Source organism: Alteromonas lipotrueae (assembly GCF_019249215.1).
Taxonomy (GTDB): domain Bacteria; phylum Pseudomonadota; class Gammaproteobacteria; order Enterobacterales; family Alteromonadaceae; genus Alteromonas; species Alteromonas lipotrueae.
Genome location: NZ_JAESDI010000004.1, coordinates 302,255 through 320,006, shown reverse-complemented (window position 1 = coordinate 320,006; position 17,752 = coordinate 302,255). Strand labels below are relative to the sequence as shown.

At 44.5% G+C, this 17,752-nt stretch carries 13 protein-coding genes; 11 read left to right on the top strand and 2 right to left on the bottom strand.

The features are described 5' to 3' along the window. Positions 1-6 precede the first annotated feature (6 nt). Together rdgC and JKP82_RS06305 are read right to left on the bottom strand one after the other, a co-directional pair. Positions 7-918 (bottom strand): recombination-associated protein RdgC, encoded by a 912-nt coding sequence (rdgC, locus tag JKP82_RS06310; protein ID WP_218396257.1) that lies wholly within the window; start codon positions 916-918, stop codon positions 7-9. A gap of 93 nt (positions 919-1,011) precedes the next feature. Next, on the bottom strand, positions 1,012-2,748 hold the full coding sequence (locus JKP82_RS06305; RefSeq protein WP_159528736.1) for a sensor histidine kinase: 1,737 nt from the start codon (positions 2,746-2,748) through the stop codon (positions 1,012-1,014). Between the two features lie 202 nt (positions 2,749-2,950). On the opposite strand from JKP82_RS06305, the gene phoB reads away from it, so the two are divergent. The 11 genes from phoB (at position 2,951) to JKP82_RS06250 (ending at position 17,752) form a co-directional block, all read left to right on the top strand. After that, positions 2,951-3,640: a phosphate regulon transcriptional regulator PhoB gene (phoB, locus tag JKP82_RS06300; RefSeq protein WP_013785421.1), complete on the top strand. Its 690-nt coding sequence runs from the start codon at positions 2,951-2,953 to the stop codon at positions 3,638-3,640. Between the two features lie 73 nt (positions 3,641-3,713). Then, positions 3,714-5,015: a phosphate regulon sensor histidine kinase PhoR gene (gene phoR / locus JKP82_RS06295; RefSeq protein ID WP_218396255.1), complete on the top strand. Its 1,302-nt coding sequence runs from the start codon at positions 3,714-3,716 to the stop codon at positions 5,013-5,015. Next, complete coding sequence (locus tag JKP82_RS06290; RefSeq protein WP_159528740.1) at positions 5,016-5,978, top strand: PstS family phosphate ABC transporter substrate-binding protein; 963 nt, start codon at positions 5,016-5,018, stop codon at positions 5,976-5,978. It abuts the gene before it with no gap. 25 nt (positions 5,979-6,003) lie between these two features. Continuing rightward, positions 6,004-6,813, top strand: a complete 810-nt coding sequence (locus JKP82_RS20995) for a prolyl hydroxylase family protein (protein ID WP_159528742.1) — start codon at positions 6,004-6,006, stop codon at positions 6,811-6,813. A gap of 208 nt (positions 6,814-7,021) precedes the next feature. Continuing rightward, positions 7,022-11,095: a beta-helix domain-containing protein gene (locus JKP82_RS06280; protein ID WP_218396254.1), complete on the top strand. Its 4,074-nt coding sequence runs from the start codon at positions 7,022-7,024 to the stop codon at positions 11,093-11,095. A 95-nt stretch (positions 11,096-11,190) separates the two neighbouring features. Then, entirely contained in the window at positions 11,191-13,887 is a 2,697-nt protein-coding gene (locus tag JKP82_RS06275) for a TonB-dependent receptor domain-containing protein (protein WP_218396252.1), read from the top strand. Between the two features lie 155 nt (positions 13,888-14,042). Continuing rightward, positions 14,043-14,801 carry a DUF3450 domain-containing protein gene (locus JKP82_RS06270; protein ID WP_057793840.1) on the top strand — a complete coding sequence of 253 codons (759 nt, stop codon included), beginning with the start codon at positions 14,043-14,045 and terminating at the stop codon, positions 14,799-14,801. 13 nt (positions 14,802-14,814) lie between these two features. Beyond that, complete coding sequence (locus tag JKP82_RS06265; RefSeq protein WP_159528748.1) at positions 14,815-16,182, top strand: MotA/TolQ/ExbB proton channel family protein; 1,368 nt, start codon at positions 14,815-14,817, stop codon at positions 16,180-16,182. 2 nt (positions 16,183-16,184) lie between these two features. Continuing rightward, positions 16,185-16,703, top strand: a complete 519-nt coding sequence (locus JKP82_RS06260) for a MotA/TolQ/ExbB proton channel family protein (RefSeq protein ID WP_159528750.1) — start codon at positions 16,185-16,187, stop codon at positions 16,701-16,703. A gap of 29 nt (positions 16,704-16,732) precedes the next feature. Continuing rightward, positions 16,733-17,140, top strand: a complete 408-nt coding sequence (locus tag JKP82_RS06255; RefSeq protein ID WP_013785412.1) for an ExbD/TolR family protein — start codon at positions 16,733-16,735, stop codon at positions 17,138-17,140. 3 nt (positions 17,141-17,143) lie between these two features. Further along, complete coding sequence (locus tag JKP82_RS06250) at positions 17,144-17,752, top strand: energy transducer TonB (RefSeq protein ID WP_159528752.1); 609 nt, start codon at positions 17,144-17,146, stop codon at positions 17,750-17,752.

The following is a 17,752-nucleotide window of genomic DNA, read 5'->3' as shown; positions in this document are numbered from 1 at the left end:
ATGATATTACGTGTTAGCGTCATTCAAGTTGAGCGTTTCTCGCAAGAAGTTTAGCAAAGTACAAAGCTCTGCAGACATCAACGCAAATTCCGCATCTAAGCGCGCTTCAACTTGGTCTTTAGGAATGTCTTCAGTCTCTTCTTTTAATCTATCGGTAAACTTAATACGCTTTAGCGAACCGTCTTCAGCAATAACAGCCGTTAGGGTATCTTGGTATTCAAAAGCCACTTTTTGTACCAGCTTTCCTGCATCCAAATGAATCGTGATTTCATCACTATCAAGAGGCTGGTTTTTGCAGCGAATAATGCTGCCAGCATCATCTGTCGACTTGAACTCAGCTTCTTCAAGTAGTGCTATGCCATCTGGCGCAGCATCAGTAAGCCAGTGAGTAAGTTCAGACTGCAAACTGTGTCGTGCTAAAGGCACAACAGGCAGTGAGCCAATGGCTTTTCTTACCAATGCTAAAAAGGCTTCAGCTTTGCCATCGGCAGATGCATCAACAGCCACAAGGTTATCTTCTAACGATATAAACCCATGGGTATAAGTGTTTTTAGTAAACGCTTGAGGTAACAAGCGAGTTTGAATTTCCTGCTTAAGATCGGCTTTCGCCTTTTTCCCCACAGGCGAACCGGTTTCCATTTCAATTTTGGCAACCATATCGTCCAGTTCGGCATTAATCACCGCGGCAGGCAGTAGTTTTTCTTGTTTCTTAACGGTAAGCCAGTAACGTTGTCCAACGCGCTGAAACATGGTGCCTTGTTTGCCAGCTTGAGAGAAAGGGGAGGCAAAGCCCATAGTGGCTAAGTCTTGACTCTTACAAGGGCGAAAAGCTTGTTCGCTTAGCACGCGCTCCAGATCGCCATCGTCAAGGGAAAGTGGCTGTGTAAATTGGTAGGCTTTTATATTTTTAAACCACATTTGAGGCTATCTCTTTTAAAAATGGTGGGCAAGCGTACCAAGCTAGCGAATGCGGTGCAACGGATATAGTACGGGAGCTAAAGAGATTTTTTGTTAAGCAGGTTTACTCTTCATCGGAAAGCGAATGGTGTATTGAAGGCCCTCGCCAGGTTTGCTCTGCGCTTCAATGTGGCCAGACAAAGATTGAGTAACAAGATTGTACATAATGTGTGTGCCAAGTCCGCTGCCCCCTTCTCCCCGTTTAGTGGTAAAGAATGCGTCAAACAACTTGTCTAAGTCATCATTGGACAAGCCTTTTCCGTTGTCACCGTAACGCATTTCTATGGTGTTGTTATCAGCACTCACATCTAGCGTAATTTTGCCATCGTTAGTGTCTTCAAAACCATGGACCAACGAATTTACAATCATGTTTGTTACAATTTGGGCAATGGCTCCTGGTGCACAGCGAATATAAAGATCTTCAGGACAATGTACCACAATGTCATGATTACTATGCTTGAAGCTTGGTTTAAGCGATTTAATGATGTCACGAATATAATCGTTAAGGTTTATCTCTCGCTCAGTTTCGCTGGTTTGATCCACCGCGACTTGTTTGAAGCTAGCGATAAGCTCAGACGCTCTATTTAAGTTAGTTAAGAGGAGATTCGCTGTTTGTTCTGCTTCATTAATGAAGTTTTCCATGTTTTTAGTCGTCAGGCTTTTTTCTTCAAAACCAGTTTTTAAGTTATCGAGTCGCTCTTGTAAAAAACTGGCTGCGGTGACACCAACACCCAGTGGCGTATTCACATCATGGGTAATCCCCGCGACCAAACCGCCAAGAGAGGCCATGCGCTCAGACTCTACCAATTGGTCTTTGGCGAGTTGTAAATTTCCCATTGAGTTCGCTAATTCCGTATTTCTTTTGCGAAGCTCGTCTTCTATGTATTGCCTGTTTTCGTTCTCTTGTCGAAGCTCTCTTTGGTTTGCGATAAGTTCGTCTTTTTGCTGTTCGAGGCTAAGCATAATTTGAGAGAGCGAAGATGTTTTCTTGGCAACTTCTTGCTCTAGAATAAGGTTCTGATCGTCTAGCTTTTTATTGGCATGTGACAGCTGATTTTGTGCACTAGTTAACTTGTTATTAGATACAATTAAATCGTCGATAACATTGTTGTACGATTCTTTAAGTTGCAGTAATTCATTATCGTCACTTATTTTTACTGAAAGCTTACTTTCTTCCGGATGAAGCGGGTCGAACCCTTCCATTTGATGGGTAATTTCAGCCAAGGGTTCCGACAGCATGGTGCGAAACGCGGTCATAAAAAGAAATACCAAGAAGGTCGTTTTTATTAACGCATTACCAATAAGAAAAAAGATCCCAATTTCGATGCGGCCAAAAATAGTATCGAAACTTGAGTATAGCGTGACATCGCCTACGGTTGATTCCCTGCCTGAAAATTTAAATATTAATGGAAAGCTATAGCTAAAAATACCACCTCGGTGGTCTTCTATAAGTTCTTCTTCAATGGGGGAACGAGCACGCTGAATACTTAATCCGTAGTCGGCAATTTGATTGCCATTTTCATCTCTAACTTGCACACCTTCAACAATAGGAAGCTCTAATAGCCCCTCTGCTATTGAGCTTGCTTGTTCGGTGTTCAATTCCCACAGGGCGCGGGTTAAGCTGGTTGAGAAGGTGTTTTTTAAAGTTTGTAATTCGTCTTCAACATGATCTTTGGTGCTTAAATACTCAGTGAAAATCTGTCCAACGGTAACAATAAGCGTAAGAATGAAGTATACAGAGAGCACTCGTGTCAGCAGTTTTCTTGATAACCCAGTTTTTACCGCCGCCATTGAACAACATTCCTCTGTCTACAATTTACTTGACCTTTATTGCCAAGAATATGCGTAAATGTATGAATAAACAAGCAACCTCTATGAAGAAAATATAACCTATCTTTGTAGAAAACTTGACACATTAATGTAATCGTTTTAATAAAAGTGTCACAGTGCACATTAATAATAGCGGCGTTTTGTGATGAGCAGGAAAATAATAATGTCTCGTACAGTTTTGGTGGTTGAGGACGAAGCGCCCATCCGTGAAATGCTTAAGTTTGTGTTAGAGCAATCTGGTTTTAATATTATTGAAGCCGAAGATTACGACATAGCACAAGAAAAAATATGTGAACCTTACCCAGATTTAATCTTACTCGATTGGATGCTACCCGGTGGAAGCGGCGTTCAATTGGCCAAGAGTTTAAAGCAACATGAGTTCACTCGTGATATCCCAGTGATCATGCTTACCGCAAGAGGCGAAGAAGAAGATAAAATTCGCGGTCTTGATGCGGGTGCTGACGATTACGTCACTAAACCGTTCTCACCTAAAGAGCTTATTGCTCGAATAAAAGCGGTGATGCGACGAGTAACGCCTACGTCAAATGAAGAGCCTATTGAATTTAACGGCTTGAAACTTGAGCCTGTGTCTCATCGCGTTATGGCCAACGAAGATCCGTTAGACATGGGTCCAACCGAGTTTAAACTTCTACACTTCTTCATGACCCATCCAGAGCGCGTTTATAGCCGTGAGCTATTACTCGACAATGTCTGGGGGACGAATGTATATGTGGAAGATAGAACGGTTGATGTGCATATCAGACGTTTACGCAAAGCTATCTCTCGTCATGGGCATGATGCTATGATTCAAACCGTGCGTGGAGCCGGTTACCGTTTCTCTACCAAACTCTAAATTCCCAGCGGATAAGAGACGCCGATAGCGTCTCTTCGCTCTCCGCGTTTCACTGTTTCAGGGCGCATTCACTATGTACTACCCGTTCTCATGGCTGAGAAGTACCCTTCGACTAGTGCTATACCTTTTGGTATTCGCGCTAATCGGTTGGTATATGAATGACATGTTATTTGCTGTAGCCATTGGCGCCACCTTGCTGCTTATCTTCAACTATTGGCATTTATACAAGCTTAATCGCTGGTTGTGGCATAGTCGTAAAATGTCACCGCCCACCGTGCGTGGTGTGTGGGAACATATTTACGAAGGCATTTATTACCTACAGCGCAGAAACAGAAATAAGCGTAAAGAGCTAGGTGAACTCGTGAAGCGATTTCGTGAGGGCTCTGAAGCCTTACCCGATGCCGCGGTAGTGGTGGATTCAAAAGCATGTATTATTTGGTGTAACCGCTTAGCTCGGCTGGATTTGGGCTTGAAGTGGCCACAGGATGCGGGCAGAAGGCTCGATAATTTACTACGTCACCCAGAGTTTATTCAGTACTTCCATGCTGGAAATTTCAAATATCCTATTGAAGTACCATCACCCACCAACCCGCATAAAACCTTTGAATATCGGGTTATGCCTTATGGTGACGAACACCTGTTGTTAATTGCGCGTGATATTACCCGTGTTTCTCAGTTAGAGGCCATGCGTAAAGATTTTGTCGCCAATGTGTCACATGAATTAAGAACACCCCTTACGGTAATTAATGGGTATTTAGAAATTTTGCCGGTGGATGAGACTGCCGATCCTTTTATGCAAAAAGCCATGAAGGAAATGACGGCGCAAACTCATCGTATGCAAAATTTGATTGAAGATTTATTGGTGTTGTCTCGCATTGAAGCCAGCTCTGAACGCATTTACGAAAATGTGGTTAATATTCCCACGGTACTTTCTCAGATAGAGCGAGAAGCGCAGGCGCTGAATAAAGAAAAACAGCATCACATTGAGTTTCATATTGATACTGACCTTAAAGTTTTTGGGGTTGAAACCGAGCTGCGAAGTGCTTGTTCTAACTTAGTATTTAATGCCGTGCACTACACTCCACCTGGTGGTGAAATTCATGTATATTGGCGGCAGGATGAGGAAGGCGCAAAGTTCGCGGTGCACGATAATGGTGACGGTATTGAATCTAATCACCTGAATCGACTTACCGAGCGTTTTTACCGTGTCGATAAAGCACGGTCTCGCAAGACCGGTGGTTCCGGGTTAGGGTTGTCGATAGTGAAGCACGTACTTAGCCATCACAATTCACGTTTAGACATTGCGAGCACATTAGGTGACGGCAGCCAGTTTTCCTTTGTGCTGGATAAAGAGTTAATTGCGGAGCAAAGTTAAATGCGAATAAAGCAATTCATCGCCTTGTGCAATGTGGCTGTATTGCTTCTTGTATCAGGCTCGGTGAGGGCTGAAACTGCCCATGAGCTAGAATACGAACGCCAACCTGGGGTGGCAGGAAAGATCACTTCGGTAGGTTCAGACACCCTCGCGAATTTAATGACTTTTTGGTCGCAAGAGTTCAAAGCTCTCTATCCGCAGGTGGGTTTCCAAATTCAAGCTTCGGGGTCTTCTACTGCGCCCCCTGCGCTTATTGAAGGTACAGCCACTATCGGTCCAATGAGCCGAGAATTAAAGCCTAGTGAAATTCGAGATTTTACCCGCAAGCACGGTTATCCGCCTTTAGTCCTTAAGGTCGCGATGGATGCCATCGCTATTTTTGTGGAACGCAGAAACCCATTGCAAGGGCTTACCCTAAATCAAGTTGATTCTATTTTCTCCCAAACACAATTTTGTGGTGGGGATGGACCAATCAATAAATGGTCGGAGTTAGGCATTGATGCTAATGGATATCGCGCCCCAATTCGCTTGTACGGGCGAAACTCGGTATCAGGAACCTATGGGCTATTTAAAATTATAGCCATGTGTGACGGTGATTTTAGAAATACGGTAAACGAGCAGCCAGGGTCGGCTTCAGTGGTACTTTCTGTTGCGTCAGGCAAAGGCGCCATGGGTTATGCGGCCTATGGTTATAAAACCGCAGGGGTGCGGGCGCTGCCGTTAGGTGAAACTAAAGATTCGTTAGTGCCACTTACCATAGATAACGTACGCAGTGAGTCTTATCCGTTCTCTCGCTTCTTGTATTTGGTGATAAACAAAAAGCCTGGTGAGCCGCTGCCTACGCTTGAAAGGGAGTTCTTGCGATATATTTTATCTGAACAAGGGCAAGAACAAGTATCCCGTGATGGGTACTTTCCTATTCGGGAAGATATGCTGCTACGACAGCGTAGGTTGGTTGATTAGTTAGCGCAAAAGCAGGTGTATAATTGTGGAGCACGTTTCATCACGCTGGAAAACATGGGTAGTAAAAAACCTTTTAGCTGGCACGGCACCGCCTGTGATTGCTGAACAGTTGACCCTAAATGGGTTTGATGCAGAAACAATTCGCACGCTTTTAGCCAGTAATTTACCAGCAAACTATGTTTTTGATCGGGATGTAGAATTTTATCGCAAGCTCGCATATCCCACTTTTTTACATCAGCCTTCAATTAACAATGTGGCCTGTTTGTACGATGAAAAGGTAGTTCAGCTTTATCGCGTTGATAACTTTTTATCTGCGCAGGAGTGCCAGGATGTCATTAGTCTTTCCTCAAGTAAGCTTACTCCTTCAAAACTGACTGGTGCACCTTCCGCTAAGGGGATCAGAACTTCTTCAACCTGCGAACTCGCTTTCATGGATAGTGCATTAGTTACCTCTATAGATAGCCGCATTGTCAGCTTCTTAGGTTTGGGCATAGGAGAAAAAGAGGTGATTCAAGCGCAACATTATGAGGAGGGGCAATATTTTAAACCGCATTTTGATTTCTTCCCACCAGGCACTCCACAGTATCTAGAACATGCAAAAAAAAGGGGCCAGCGGACATGGACTTGCATGATTTATTTAGACGATAGCTTGGAGGGGGGGCATACTCACTTTACAAAAATCGGCGTGTCGGTAAAGCCCTGCCGAGGCGCAGCACTGATATGGAATAATTTGACCCAAACAGGCACGCCTAATTTTAATACTATGCATTATGCCGAACCGGTGACCGCGGGTAATAAAAACGTCATAACTAAGTGGTTTCGAGATAGAAACTAGTCCTTCTAACAATATAAATCAGTTGCTGTAACACTCAAACTTCACTCTAACCCATTAAAAAGCAACACAATCTATAAGCCATAAAAGGCGACTTACAAAAGTTCCAAATATTTCCACCTTAATGTACATTTGTAACAAAAATGTCACCCTTCTCATTTAATCTCTACCGGACTTTGAAATTCAATCTAAGATCTAACTGGAGAATTTAATGGAAATTCGTAATGTTTTTAAGATCAGTGCAATCACGACAGCACTTATTCTTGCAGGTTGCGGTGGCGATATAAATATTAATGAAGGTGACGAAGTTGTTGCAGCGCCAACGACTCCTACCACGCCGACTACCCCAACTACGCCAACTACCCCTGATGTTGATACGCCATTTTCATTAGGCTTGGCGACTGATGCATCAAGCGAATTCTCTACAATTACTGACAAGCCTGTTTATCGCTTAAACGACGACTTAGTGTTAACGCAAGACATGACGTTAACGAATGATGCACACTGGATCATTAAGGGTCGTACGGCAGTTGGTAACGACAACGCGGATTCAACAGTACTTACCATTGAAGAAGGTACAACAGTTATCGGTGAAGACGGTGACGACTTCTTAGTAGTACGCCGTGGTTCACAAATTGAAGCGTCTGGTTCATCTTCAGCGCCAATTGTAATGACATCTATCCAAGACGTTACTGGTGAAGAAACATCAATTGGTCAATGGGGTGGTGTGGTATTACTAGGTAATGCACCCACTAACCTTTGTAACACAGGTGACGATGACCAGACGTCTGACGACGAACTAGCGTCTTGTGGTGTGTCTGCGGAAGGTGATGCTGGCCTATACGGCGGAAACGACGCAGAAGATGATTCTGGTACACTAGAATATGTGGTTGTTAAGCATGCTGGTAAAGCCTTGGCGTCTGGTGATGAACTAAACGGTATTTCATTTGCTGGTATCGGTTCTGAAACGACAGTTAATCACATTCAAGTTCACCAAAACCTTGATGACGGTATCGAGTTTTTCGGTGGTACGGTTAGCGTAAGCAATGTAGTGCTAACTGACATTGGTGACGATTCTCTAGATTGGTCTTTTGGCTGGACGGGTAGTGCAACCAACGTTTACATTCAGCAATCTGCAGACAGTGGCGACAATGCCATTGAAGCGGATAACAACGAAGATAACCCTTCTTGGTTACCACTTACCAAACCGACTGTTTCTAACGTCACGATTGTAAGTGCTGACAAGACTAACGGTGTGCGGTTACGTAACGGTACAGCAGGGGTGCTATCTAATGTAGTCGTTACCGGCTCTACATTAGCGGCTAACTGTCTGCGCGTAAATGGCGACGAGTCTATTGCGAATGCAGAGTCTGGTGAGCTTTCAATCACTAACTCTGTAGTTGCTTGTGAAACCCCAGCAAACAACTTCGGTTCAGATGAAATTGGTGGCGATTCTACGCAAGCGTGGTTCGAAGGCCAAACCGGCAATAGTGTACTAACACCTTCTGAACTTCTTTTTGAAGATAACGGGTATTTCCCTACGTCAGCTTCGCCTTTAGCAAACAGTGGAAACTACATTGGCGCATTTGACCCTGCTGGTGAAGACTGGACTACAGGCTGGACGGTTGGTGTAAACGGTGGATTCCCAACTGATATTCAGACTGCTTTCGAGCAAGGTCTTGCGACAGATGTTTCAGCTAACTTCCCAGAATTAACTGACAAGCCAGTTTATGAACTTGCTGAAGATACAACACTAACCAGTGATGTAACGTTAACTAACGATGCTTACTGGTTAATTAAAGGTCGTTTAGCTGTTGGTAACGATAACGCAGACAACGCGGTACTTTACATTGAACAAGGCACAACCGTTTTCGGTGAAGAAGGCGATGACTTCTTAGTAGTGCGTCGTGGCTCTCAAATTGAAGCTGCAGGTACGGCCAACGCGCCAATTACCTTTACGTCGGTTCAAGACTTAACAGGTCAAGAAACGTCTATTGGTCAATGGGGTGGTTTGGTACTTCTTGGTAATGCACCTACTAACCTATGTAACACGGGTGACGATTCAGATACTTCTGACGCTGAATTAGCAGCATGTGGTGTAGCAGCGGAAGGTGATGCAGGGCTTTACGGTGGTGCAGATGCTGAAGATAACTCAGGTACGCTTCGCTATATTGTCGTTAAGCACGCAGGTCGCGCATTAGCGGCAGGAGATGAATTAAACGGTATTTCATTTGCAGGTATTGGTTCTGGTACTGAAGTTGAATTTATTCAAGTTCACCAAAACCTTGATGACGGCGTTGAATTCTTCGGTGGTACAGTAAGCGTTCGTAACATTGTGTTGACTGATATTGGCGATGACTCACTTGACTGGTCATTTGGTTGGACTGGTAACGCACAAAATGTTTATATCCAGCAATCGGCTGCAGGTGGCGACAACGCTATCGAAGCGGATAACAACGAAGATAACCCTGCGTGGTTGCCGCTTACTAGCCCAACTATCTCGAACGTAACTATTGTTGGTGCCGATGATACAAACGGTGTGCGTCTACGTAACGGTACCGCAGGTGCAGTACGTAACTTAGTCGTCACTGGCGGCGTAGACTATAAAAACTGCTTACGAGTTAACGGTGCTGAGTCTATCGCCAACGCAGAATCGGGTGCGCTTTCAGTAGAAAACTCAATGGTTGCGTGTGAAACCGCTAACAATTTCGGTTCTGACGAAATTGGTGGCGAAACGACACAAGCATGGTTTACTGGCCAAACTGGAAACAGTGTACAAACGGCTGACGCACTGATGCTTTCTACCGATGGCTTCACACCTCGTTCTGGTTCTCCATTGCTTGGCGCTGGCGTTGATATGTCTGCAGAGAGTGATTTCTTCACATCAACTGACTACATCGGTGCATTTGACGGCGAAAACAACTGGATGGACGGTTGGACTGTTGCAGTAAACGACTCAATTCCTTCTGATGTGACTAACGCATTTGAGCAAGGATTGGCCACTGACGTTTCAGGCAGCTTTGCCGCGATTACTGATAAGCCAGTGTATCAGCTAGCTGCTGATACTATCTTTACCGCAGACGTTTCTTTAACCAACGATGCTCATTGGTTGATTAAAGGCCGCACAGCTGTAGGTAACGATAACGCTGATAACGCTACGCTTTATATCCAACGCGGTACTACCGTATTTGGTGAAGATGGCGACGATTTCTTAGTAGTACGCCGCGGTTCGAAAATGGAAGCGTCTGGTACTGCAACATTGCCTATCACTTTCACTTCATCTGAAGATATGACGGGTGGCGAAACCACTATCGGTCAATGGGGTGGTCTAGTTATCTTAGGTAATGCACCTACTAACTTGTGTAACACAGGCGACGACGACGCAACCTCAGATGCGGAATTAGCATCATGTGGTGTATCTGCTGAAGGTGATGCTGGTCTATACGGCGGCGCTGATGCAGAAGATAGCTCTGGTACTTTCCGCTACGTTATTGTTAAGCATGCAGGTAAAGCACTTGCTGCTGGTGATGAACTAAACGGTATCTCATTTGCAGGTGTTGGTAGTGGTACAGAAGTAGACTTCATCCAAGTGCACGAAAACTTAGACGATGGTGTTGAGTTCTTTGGTGGCTCGGTAAACGTTAGTCACCTAGTTCTAACTGCCATTGGTGATGACTCACTAGATTGGTCTTTCGGTTGGACGGGTAAAGCACAGTACGTACTTATCAAGCAGGGCCTTAACGGCGGCGACAACGCATTTGAAGCTGACAATAACGAAGATAACCCTACTTGGACACCACTAACAACGCCTACTGTTTCTAACGTAACCATCATTGGTTCTACAGAAACCAACGGCGTACGTCTTCGCAACGGTACAGCAGGAACCATTAAGAACTTAGTAGTAACTGGCGGCGTTGATTACAAAAACTGTCTACGCGTTAATGGTGATGAATCAATTGCAAACGCAGCAGATGCTTCACTTACCGTTACCCACTCTACAGTGGCTTGTGAGTCTACAAGCGCATTTGGTTCTGACGTAATTGGTACGGCAACAACCCAAGAATGGTTTGAAGCACAAGACGGTAACACCGTTGTTGCAGATATTGACGCGCTAAGTTTCGATGATGCAACCGGTTATGTTCCAAGCAGTGATTCAGCGTTACTTGGTTCTGGTTTTGATGCGTCTACGCTAGATAGCTTCTTCGATAGCACCGATTATAAAGGTGCATTCGATGGCGAAGCTAACTGGACACTAGGCTGGGTAACTGTAGGTCTTGAAGACTAATTCACTTTCGTCATTCATTGAAGCTAAGGCGCTTGCGCGCCTTAGCTTTTGTGATGAAAGGTCTTCCTAACTACAGTCCCATAGGAGTTTCCATAATGAAAAATAATCAATCGTCAATATTCAAGTTAGGTAGTCTGACGCTTGCCATTTCTACTATTCTGGGTTCAAGCTTATTGTCTACCACGGCAATAGCGCAACAATCAGAAGATGAAGTGATTGAAGAAGTTGTTGCTACAGGTACCCGATTAAAAGGAACAGCAACAGCGGTAATGCAAGAACGTCAAAACCAAGCGTTTGTTGCCGATATCATGGGTGCAGATCAAATTGCACGTACCGGTGATGGTGATGCTGCGGCGGCACTTCGTCGTGTAACTGGATTGACATTGGTAGATGGCAAGTTCATCTACGTTCGTGGTTTGGGTGAACGTTACTCAAGCACACAATTAAATGGTATGACAGTACCGAGCCCTGACCCAACGCGTTCGGTGGTTCCGCTAGATTTATTCCCTTCAAGCATCATTGAAAGCTTGAACGTTCAAAAATCGTTTTCACCCAATATGCCAGGTCATTTTGGTGGTGGTAACGTTAATATTCGTACTAAATCTATTCCTACTGAATTTGTTTTCAGTGTGTCCGGTGGGGCAGGTTGGAATTCAGAAAACAGTAACGATGGTTTTTTCTACGACGGTGGCAGCGACGATTGGACTGGACGAGATGATGGCACACGTGCCTTACCGTCTATCATAGCATCGAACCTAGCGGCCTCTGGTTCAGACGGGTTTGAAGGTGATTCTTCACGCACGTTAGCGCAAACACAAGAAATCCTAAATTCATTCAATTGGGATATTGGCCCTGAAAGTAAGTCTGCCGAACCAGACTTCAATTTTGGCGCCACCTTGGGTAATCGTTACACGTTTGACGATGACAGTGTATTGGGTTTTCTTGCGACGGTTTCTTACAGTAACGAATGGTCAATAACCGAAGAGCAATTGGGTAATGATATTGGTGGCGGACAAGATAACCCCCGCTTTACTAAATATCGTGACATGATTTCTACCGAACAAAATGTTCGTTGGAGCGGCATGTTCAACGTGGGTTATGAGTTAAATAGCAACCACAAAATTGAACTTGTTAATATGATGCTGCATGACATGCGCGACCGCCTGCGCGACGGCGAATACTTCGACGACAGTGAAACAACGGTGGGCGTTGAAGAATTCAGTCGTATGGATATCATTTTCGAAGAACGTGAAATGGTATCGTCTCAGTTGAAAGGAACTCACAACTTCCTTGATATTGCTAACGGCGTATTCTTTGATTGGTATGCAGGTACGAGTCGTGCCTCACGTGAAGCGCCAGATATTATGGAAGTCACTTACCAGTTATTTTATGACGACGCAGGTGCGTTAGAGCTTGAACGTATTGATGATACTTCAGGGACTAACTTAAACCGTCAATATCAAAGCCTTCAAGATGAATCTGATACTTATGGTTTTAATGTCTCTACCCCCTTCTATGGAGACGGGTATGATATTGAAATTAAGGCGGGTTTCGACTATTACGAGAAAACTCGTGATGCCGTTAATATCGATTTAGCGATCCGTCATTTTGGTATCAATGATGAGTTTAAAGTGGGTAACCGTCTGTATGATATTTTCTCAGAAGAAAATATTAATAACCCAGACTTCTACGCAAGCTCAACCGGTAGCTCGTTATTCCAAGACAATACCGGTGAAGGTGATAAGTATTCTGCAGCAAGTAAGCTGACTGCCGGTTACTTGATGGTAGATGCCTTTATCGATAAGAAATGGCGTCTAAGTGGTGGTGCACGTTGGGAAGAGTTCCAGCAAATTTCAGTGCCTTATGTTGAACACTCGAATGAGTTTGCAGCAGAGACAGATGAAATTGTTGATAGTATTTACAACGAAGATGACATCCTACCTTCATTCGCGTTGACGTATATTGCTGATGATGAAATGCAGTATCGTTTCAACATCAGCCAAACGTTAATTCGTCCTGATTTACGTGATATCAGCACCACATTCTTTATCGATCCGCTTACCGAATTCCTTGTTCGTGGCTCACCATCTTTGGTAGAAACAGAGCTAATGAATATTGACGTTCGCTGGGAATGGTACATGTCTCAGGGGAATAACGTATCTGTCGCTTTATTCTATAAAGACATGGAAAACCCTATCGAGATGGTTCAGTTCGATGGTGGTGAGGGTGTACCTCAGTTGCTTACCGCTAACGGTGAAGAAGGTGAGTTGTACGGGCTTGAAGTCGAATTTTTACACGACCTTAGCTTCGTTAGCGATTCAATGAGCAACTTCTTCATATCCGGTAACATGACAGTATCGGATTCAGAAGTGACTATTGGCAGCGGTGATCAAGACTCTTTGTTCTCACAGCAAGCACGTGAAGCTTATGGCGGTACTATTACGGCAACCATTACTAACGACCAGCGTCGTTTAGTGGGCCATTCAGAGTGGGTTGCTAACCTTCAATTAGGTTGGGATTCAGACAATGGAGAGCACTCGGCTTCATTGGTGTATAACTCGTTTGGTGAACGTATTATTGCGCCAGGTGTTCGCGGATTTGAAGATGGTATTGAAAACCCTTTCCATTCTTTAGATTTTGTTTACACCTACTACCCTGACTTTAATACCACCGTAAAATTAAAGTTTCAAAATATCCTCAATGAGGATAAAGAAATTGAACAGGAGGGGCTACTGTTGCGCCGTGAATCAGTCGGCACAGGCATTAGCGCTAGCGTGAAGTACGACTTCTAATTTAGAAAGCCCGGAATTCTCCGGGCTTTTTATTGTGTGTTTGTCTACTGAATATGACGGTTATGTAATAAAACTGTCATGGAAAACTCCTATCCTACGCCCAGAATTTTATAGTCGGTAATCCCGATTTCTTTTAACTTTAAAGGTTTGAATGTATGAAGCTTATCAATTCTTTGCTTATAGCAGGCGCGCTTGTGGCGACACCTGTACTAGCACAAGACGATGAAGTACTAAATCCCGTTATCGATGAGGCGGCGAAAATTAATGAATCTGCTGCGAAGTCGCAGGAAAAAATCAACGGTATTACCGATCAGATTGACAGCAAACTTCAGCAATTCAAAACATTGATGAAAGAAATAGAAGGTTTGGAAGTTTATAACACCCAACTTCGTAAGCAAATTAGTAGCCAAGAACAAGAAATGGATGATTTGAACGCCGCTATCGATGAAGTATCGGTTGTTGAGCGTCAAATTACCCCGCTTATGATGCGAATGATTGACGGCATGGAGCAGTTCATTGCCCTAGACGTACCTTTTCTTCCTGAAGAACGTAAAAACCGCGTAATGGATTTAAAAGCCATGATGGACCGTGCAGATGTTGCCGCATCTGAAAAATTCCGTCGTGTAATGGAAGCGTACCAAGTTGAGATGGACTACGGTCGCACCATGGAAGCTTACAGTGGTTTGCATACTATTAATGGCCAAGAGCGTGACGTTGAGTTTTTACGCCTAGGTCGCACAGCGCTTATTTATCAAACTCGTGATGCTAGTTCACAAGGTGTTTGGAACAAGCAAACTCGCCAGTGGGAAGAGCTAGACAGCAGCTACCGCACACAAATTACCAAAGGTCTGCGCATGGCGAAGAAGCAACTTGCCCCAGACTTATTAATGCTACCAGTGGCTATCACAGACTAAGAGGTTGATGAGAATGTTTAATTCAGTAAAACGTATCGCTTTTGGCCTAGTAGCCCTTAGCTTAAGCGCTGGTGCAGTAGCGCAGAACGACCGCGCAATGGACCTTGATGCACTGCTTAAGCAGCTAGAAGAAGGTCAATTTGCCCAGTCTGAGCAAAACAAACAACGTGAGCGCGATTTCGTTGCTCAACGTGCTGAGCAAGATCAAGTATTGCGTGACACCCGCGCTCGTCGCGACCAGATGTTGGCCCAATCAGAACAGCTTGAAACGCAATTCGAAGAAAATGAATTCAAATTGGCAGACCTTAACGGTGCATTGGACACTCGCTTAGGTTCATTAAAAGAATTGTTTGGTGTTCTTCAGCAGATTGCTGGCGACACGAAAAACAAATTTTATAACTCAATGATTTCAGCTCAAATCTCAGGTCGTTCAGACTTTTTGGATAAAATGGCACAAGACATGGGCTCTAGCTCAAAGCTTGCCTCTATCGAAGAAATTGAGCGTGTATGGTTTGAAATGCAACGTGAAATGACTGAGTCAGGTAAAGTCACTAAGTTCACAACCGATGTTGTTGAAGCTGGTGGCCAGAAAGTATCAAAAGAAGTGGTACGCGTAGGGCCTTTCGCATTAGTTGCTGACGGTAAATACCTTGAATACAACGGTGTGACTGGTACGGTTTCAGAACTTATCCGTCAGCCTGCTGACCGTTACAATAGCTCTGCTGCAGAGCTTCAAGAGTCGACTGGCGGTGAGTTAGTTCAGTTTGGTATAGACCCAACAGGTGGTTCAATTCTAGGTCTGCTTGTACAAGCGCCAAACCTTAAAGAGCGTGTTGAACAGGGCGGCGTAGTAGGGTACATCATCCTTATCGTTGGTGCGTTCGGTTTGCTACTAGCCATTGAGCGTTTGATTACCTTGTCGCTTATTCGCATGAAAGTGAACAAGCAGCTTAAGAGCAAAGAAGTTAAAGCTAACAACCCACTTGGCCGTGTACTTAAAGTACGTGACGAGTATCCAAACGCTGACGTTGAAGCATTAGAGCTTCACCTTACTGAAGCTATCTTGGGCGAAGTGCCTAAGTTAGGGCGTAACCTTACTATCATCAAGATTATTTCAGTAGTGGCTCCACTGATGGGTCTATTAGGTACCGTAACCGGTATGATTAATACTTTCCAAGCAATTACCTTGTTTGGCACAGGCGACCCGAAACTAATGGCGGGTGGTATTTCAACAGCACTAGTCACAACGGTTCTTGGCCTGGTAGTAGCTATTCCGATGACCCTGCTATACGCCATGCTAAATACACGTTCTAAGAACATTGTATACATTCTTCAAGAACAAGCGTCTGGCGTTATTGCAGAGCGCGCAGAGCGGAGCTAATCATGATCGAGTTTCTAGAAGCAATTCGCGATTTCACAGAAACAGGTGGCCAGGTTCTCCTGGTCATCGGTCTGCTGATATTCGTTATGTGGCTTTTGATCCTCGAGCGTGCCATGTATCTGATGGTTTGGCATAAACAAGCTAAGAAAGAGGCGGTGTCGATGTGGACTGCACGTCATGACCGCGCTTCTTGGATTGCACAACAAGTTCGTCAGAAAACGATTTCACAGTTAACTATGCGTCTTAACGGTAGCATCCCGATTATTCAGTCTTTGGTAGCGCTTTGTCCGCTACTTGGCTTGATGGGAACGGTAACCGGTATGATTGAAGTGTTCGATGTAATGGCTATTGCTGGTTCGGGTAATGCCCGCTCTATGGCATCAGGCGTATCGAAAGCCACTATCCCCACTATGGCGGGCATGGTTGGTGCACTTTCAGGCGTATTCGCCTCTACGTGGCTTAACCGTATGGTGAAATCTGAACGCACGCATCTTGAGGATGCATTGACTATTCAACGTTAATGCTACGGCATTAAGGTAAGGTAAAAATTATGAAGCAACATTTTCAAAACCTAGTTGATGAAGAAGAAGCAGCCATCGATATGACGCCCATGCTGGACGTTGTATTTATCATGTTGATTTTCTTTATCGTAACCGCATCCTTCGTAAAAGAAGCGGGTATTGATGTTAACCGTCCTGAAGCAGCCACTGCTGTTAAAAAAGACCGGGCTAACATTCTTATCGCTATCTCTGATAAAGGCGAAATTTGGATCAATAAGCGTCGCATTGATGAGCGTGCAGTACAGGCGAACATCGAGCGTCTTCACGCTGAAAATCCGCAGGGTACCGTTGTGATTCAAGCAGATAAAGAATCGACGACTGAAACTCTTATTAAAGTTATGGATGCCTCCCGTGCGGCAGGTGTTTTTGATGTTTCGATTGCAGCTCAAGAGCCATAAATCATGCCACGATATATAATCGCATTTGTTATATCCCTTGCGATCACGTTGGGTCTGTTCTTCTTGATGCAATCACTCATCAAGATGGGTGGCAGTGCGTTAACGGAACCGCCAAAGGGTAGTGTACTTGACTTTGTTAGGGTTAAGCAGGACGAACAGGTCGAGAAAAAAGATCGTAAGCCTAAGAAGCCACCTACGCCAGATCAGCCGCCACCACAAATGGAACAGCCTCAAATGGATTCACCTACTCCGGATGCTGAAGGGACGTCCATGGACTTCGGTGCAGATGTTGGTGATGATATTTCATTAGACGGTGGGTTAGCCCTTGAGTCTGGTGATGGCGAGTATTTACCCATTGTTAAGGTTGCGCCGGTCTATCCAAGACGTGCTTTACAACGTGGAATTGAAGGCTTTGTTATTGTTGAGTTTACGGTAACTAAGCAAGGCGCAGTACGAGACCCTATCGTGATAGAAGCCAACCCTGAAGGCATATTTGAACAAGCAGCAATGGATGCCGCAATGAAGTTTAAATATAAGCCTCGAGTGGTCAATGGCGAAGCCACGGAAGTGTCTGGTATTCAAAACCGTATTACCTTCCAGATAGACGGATAA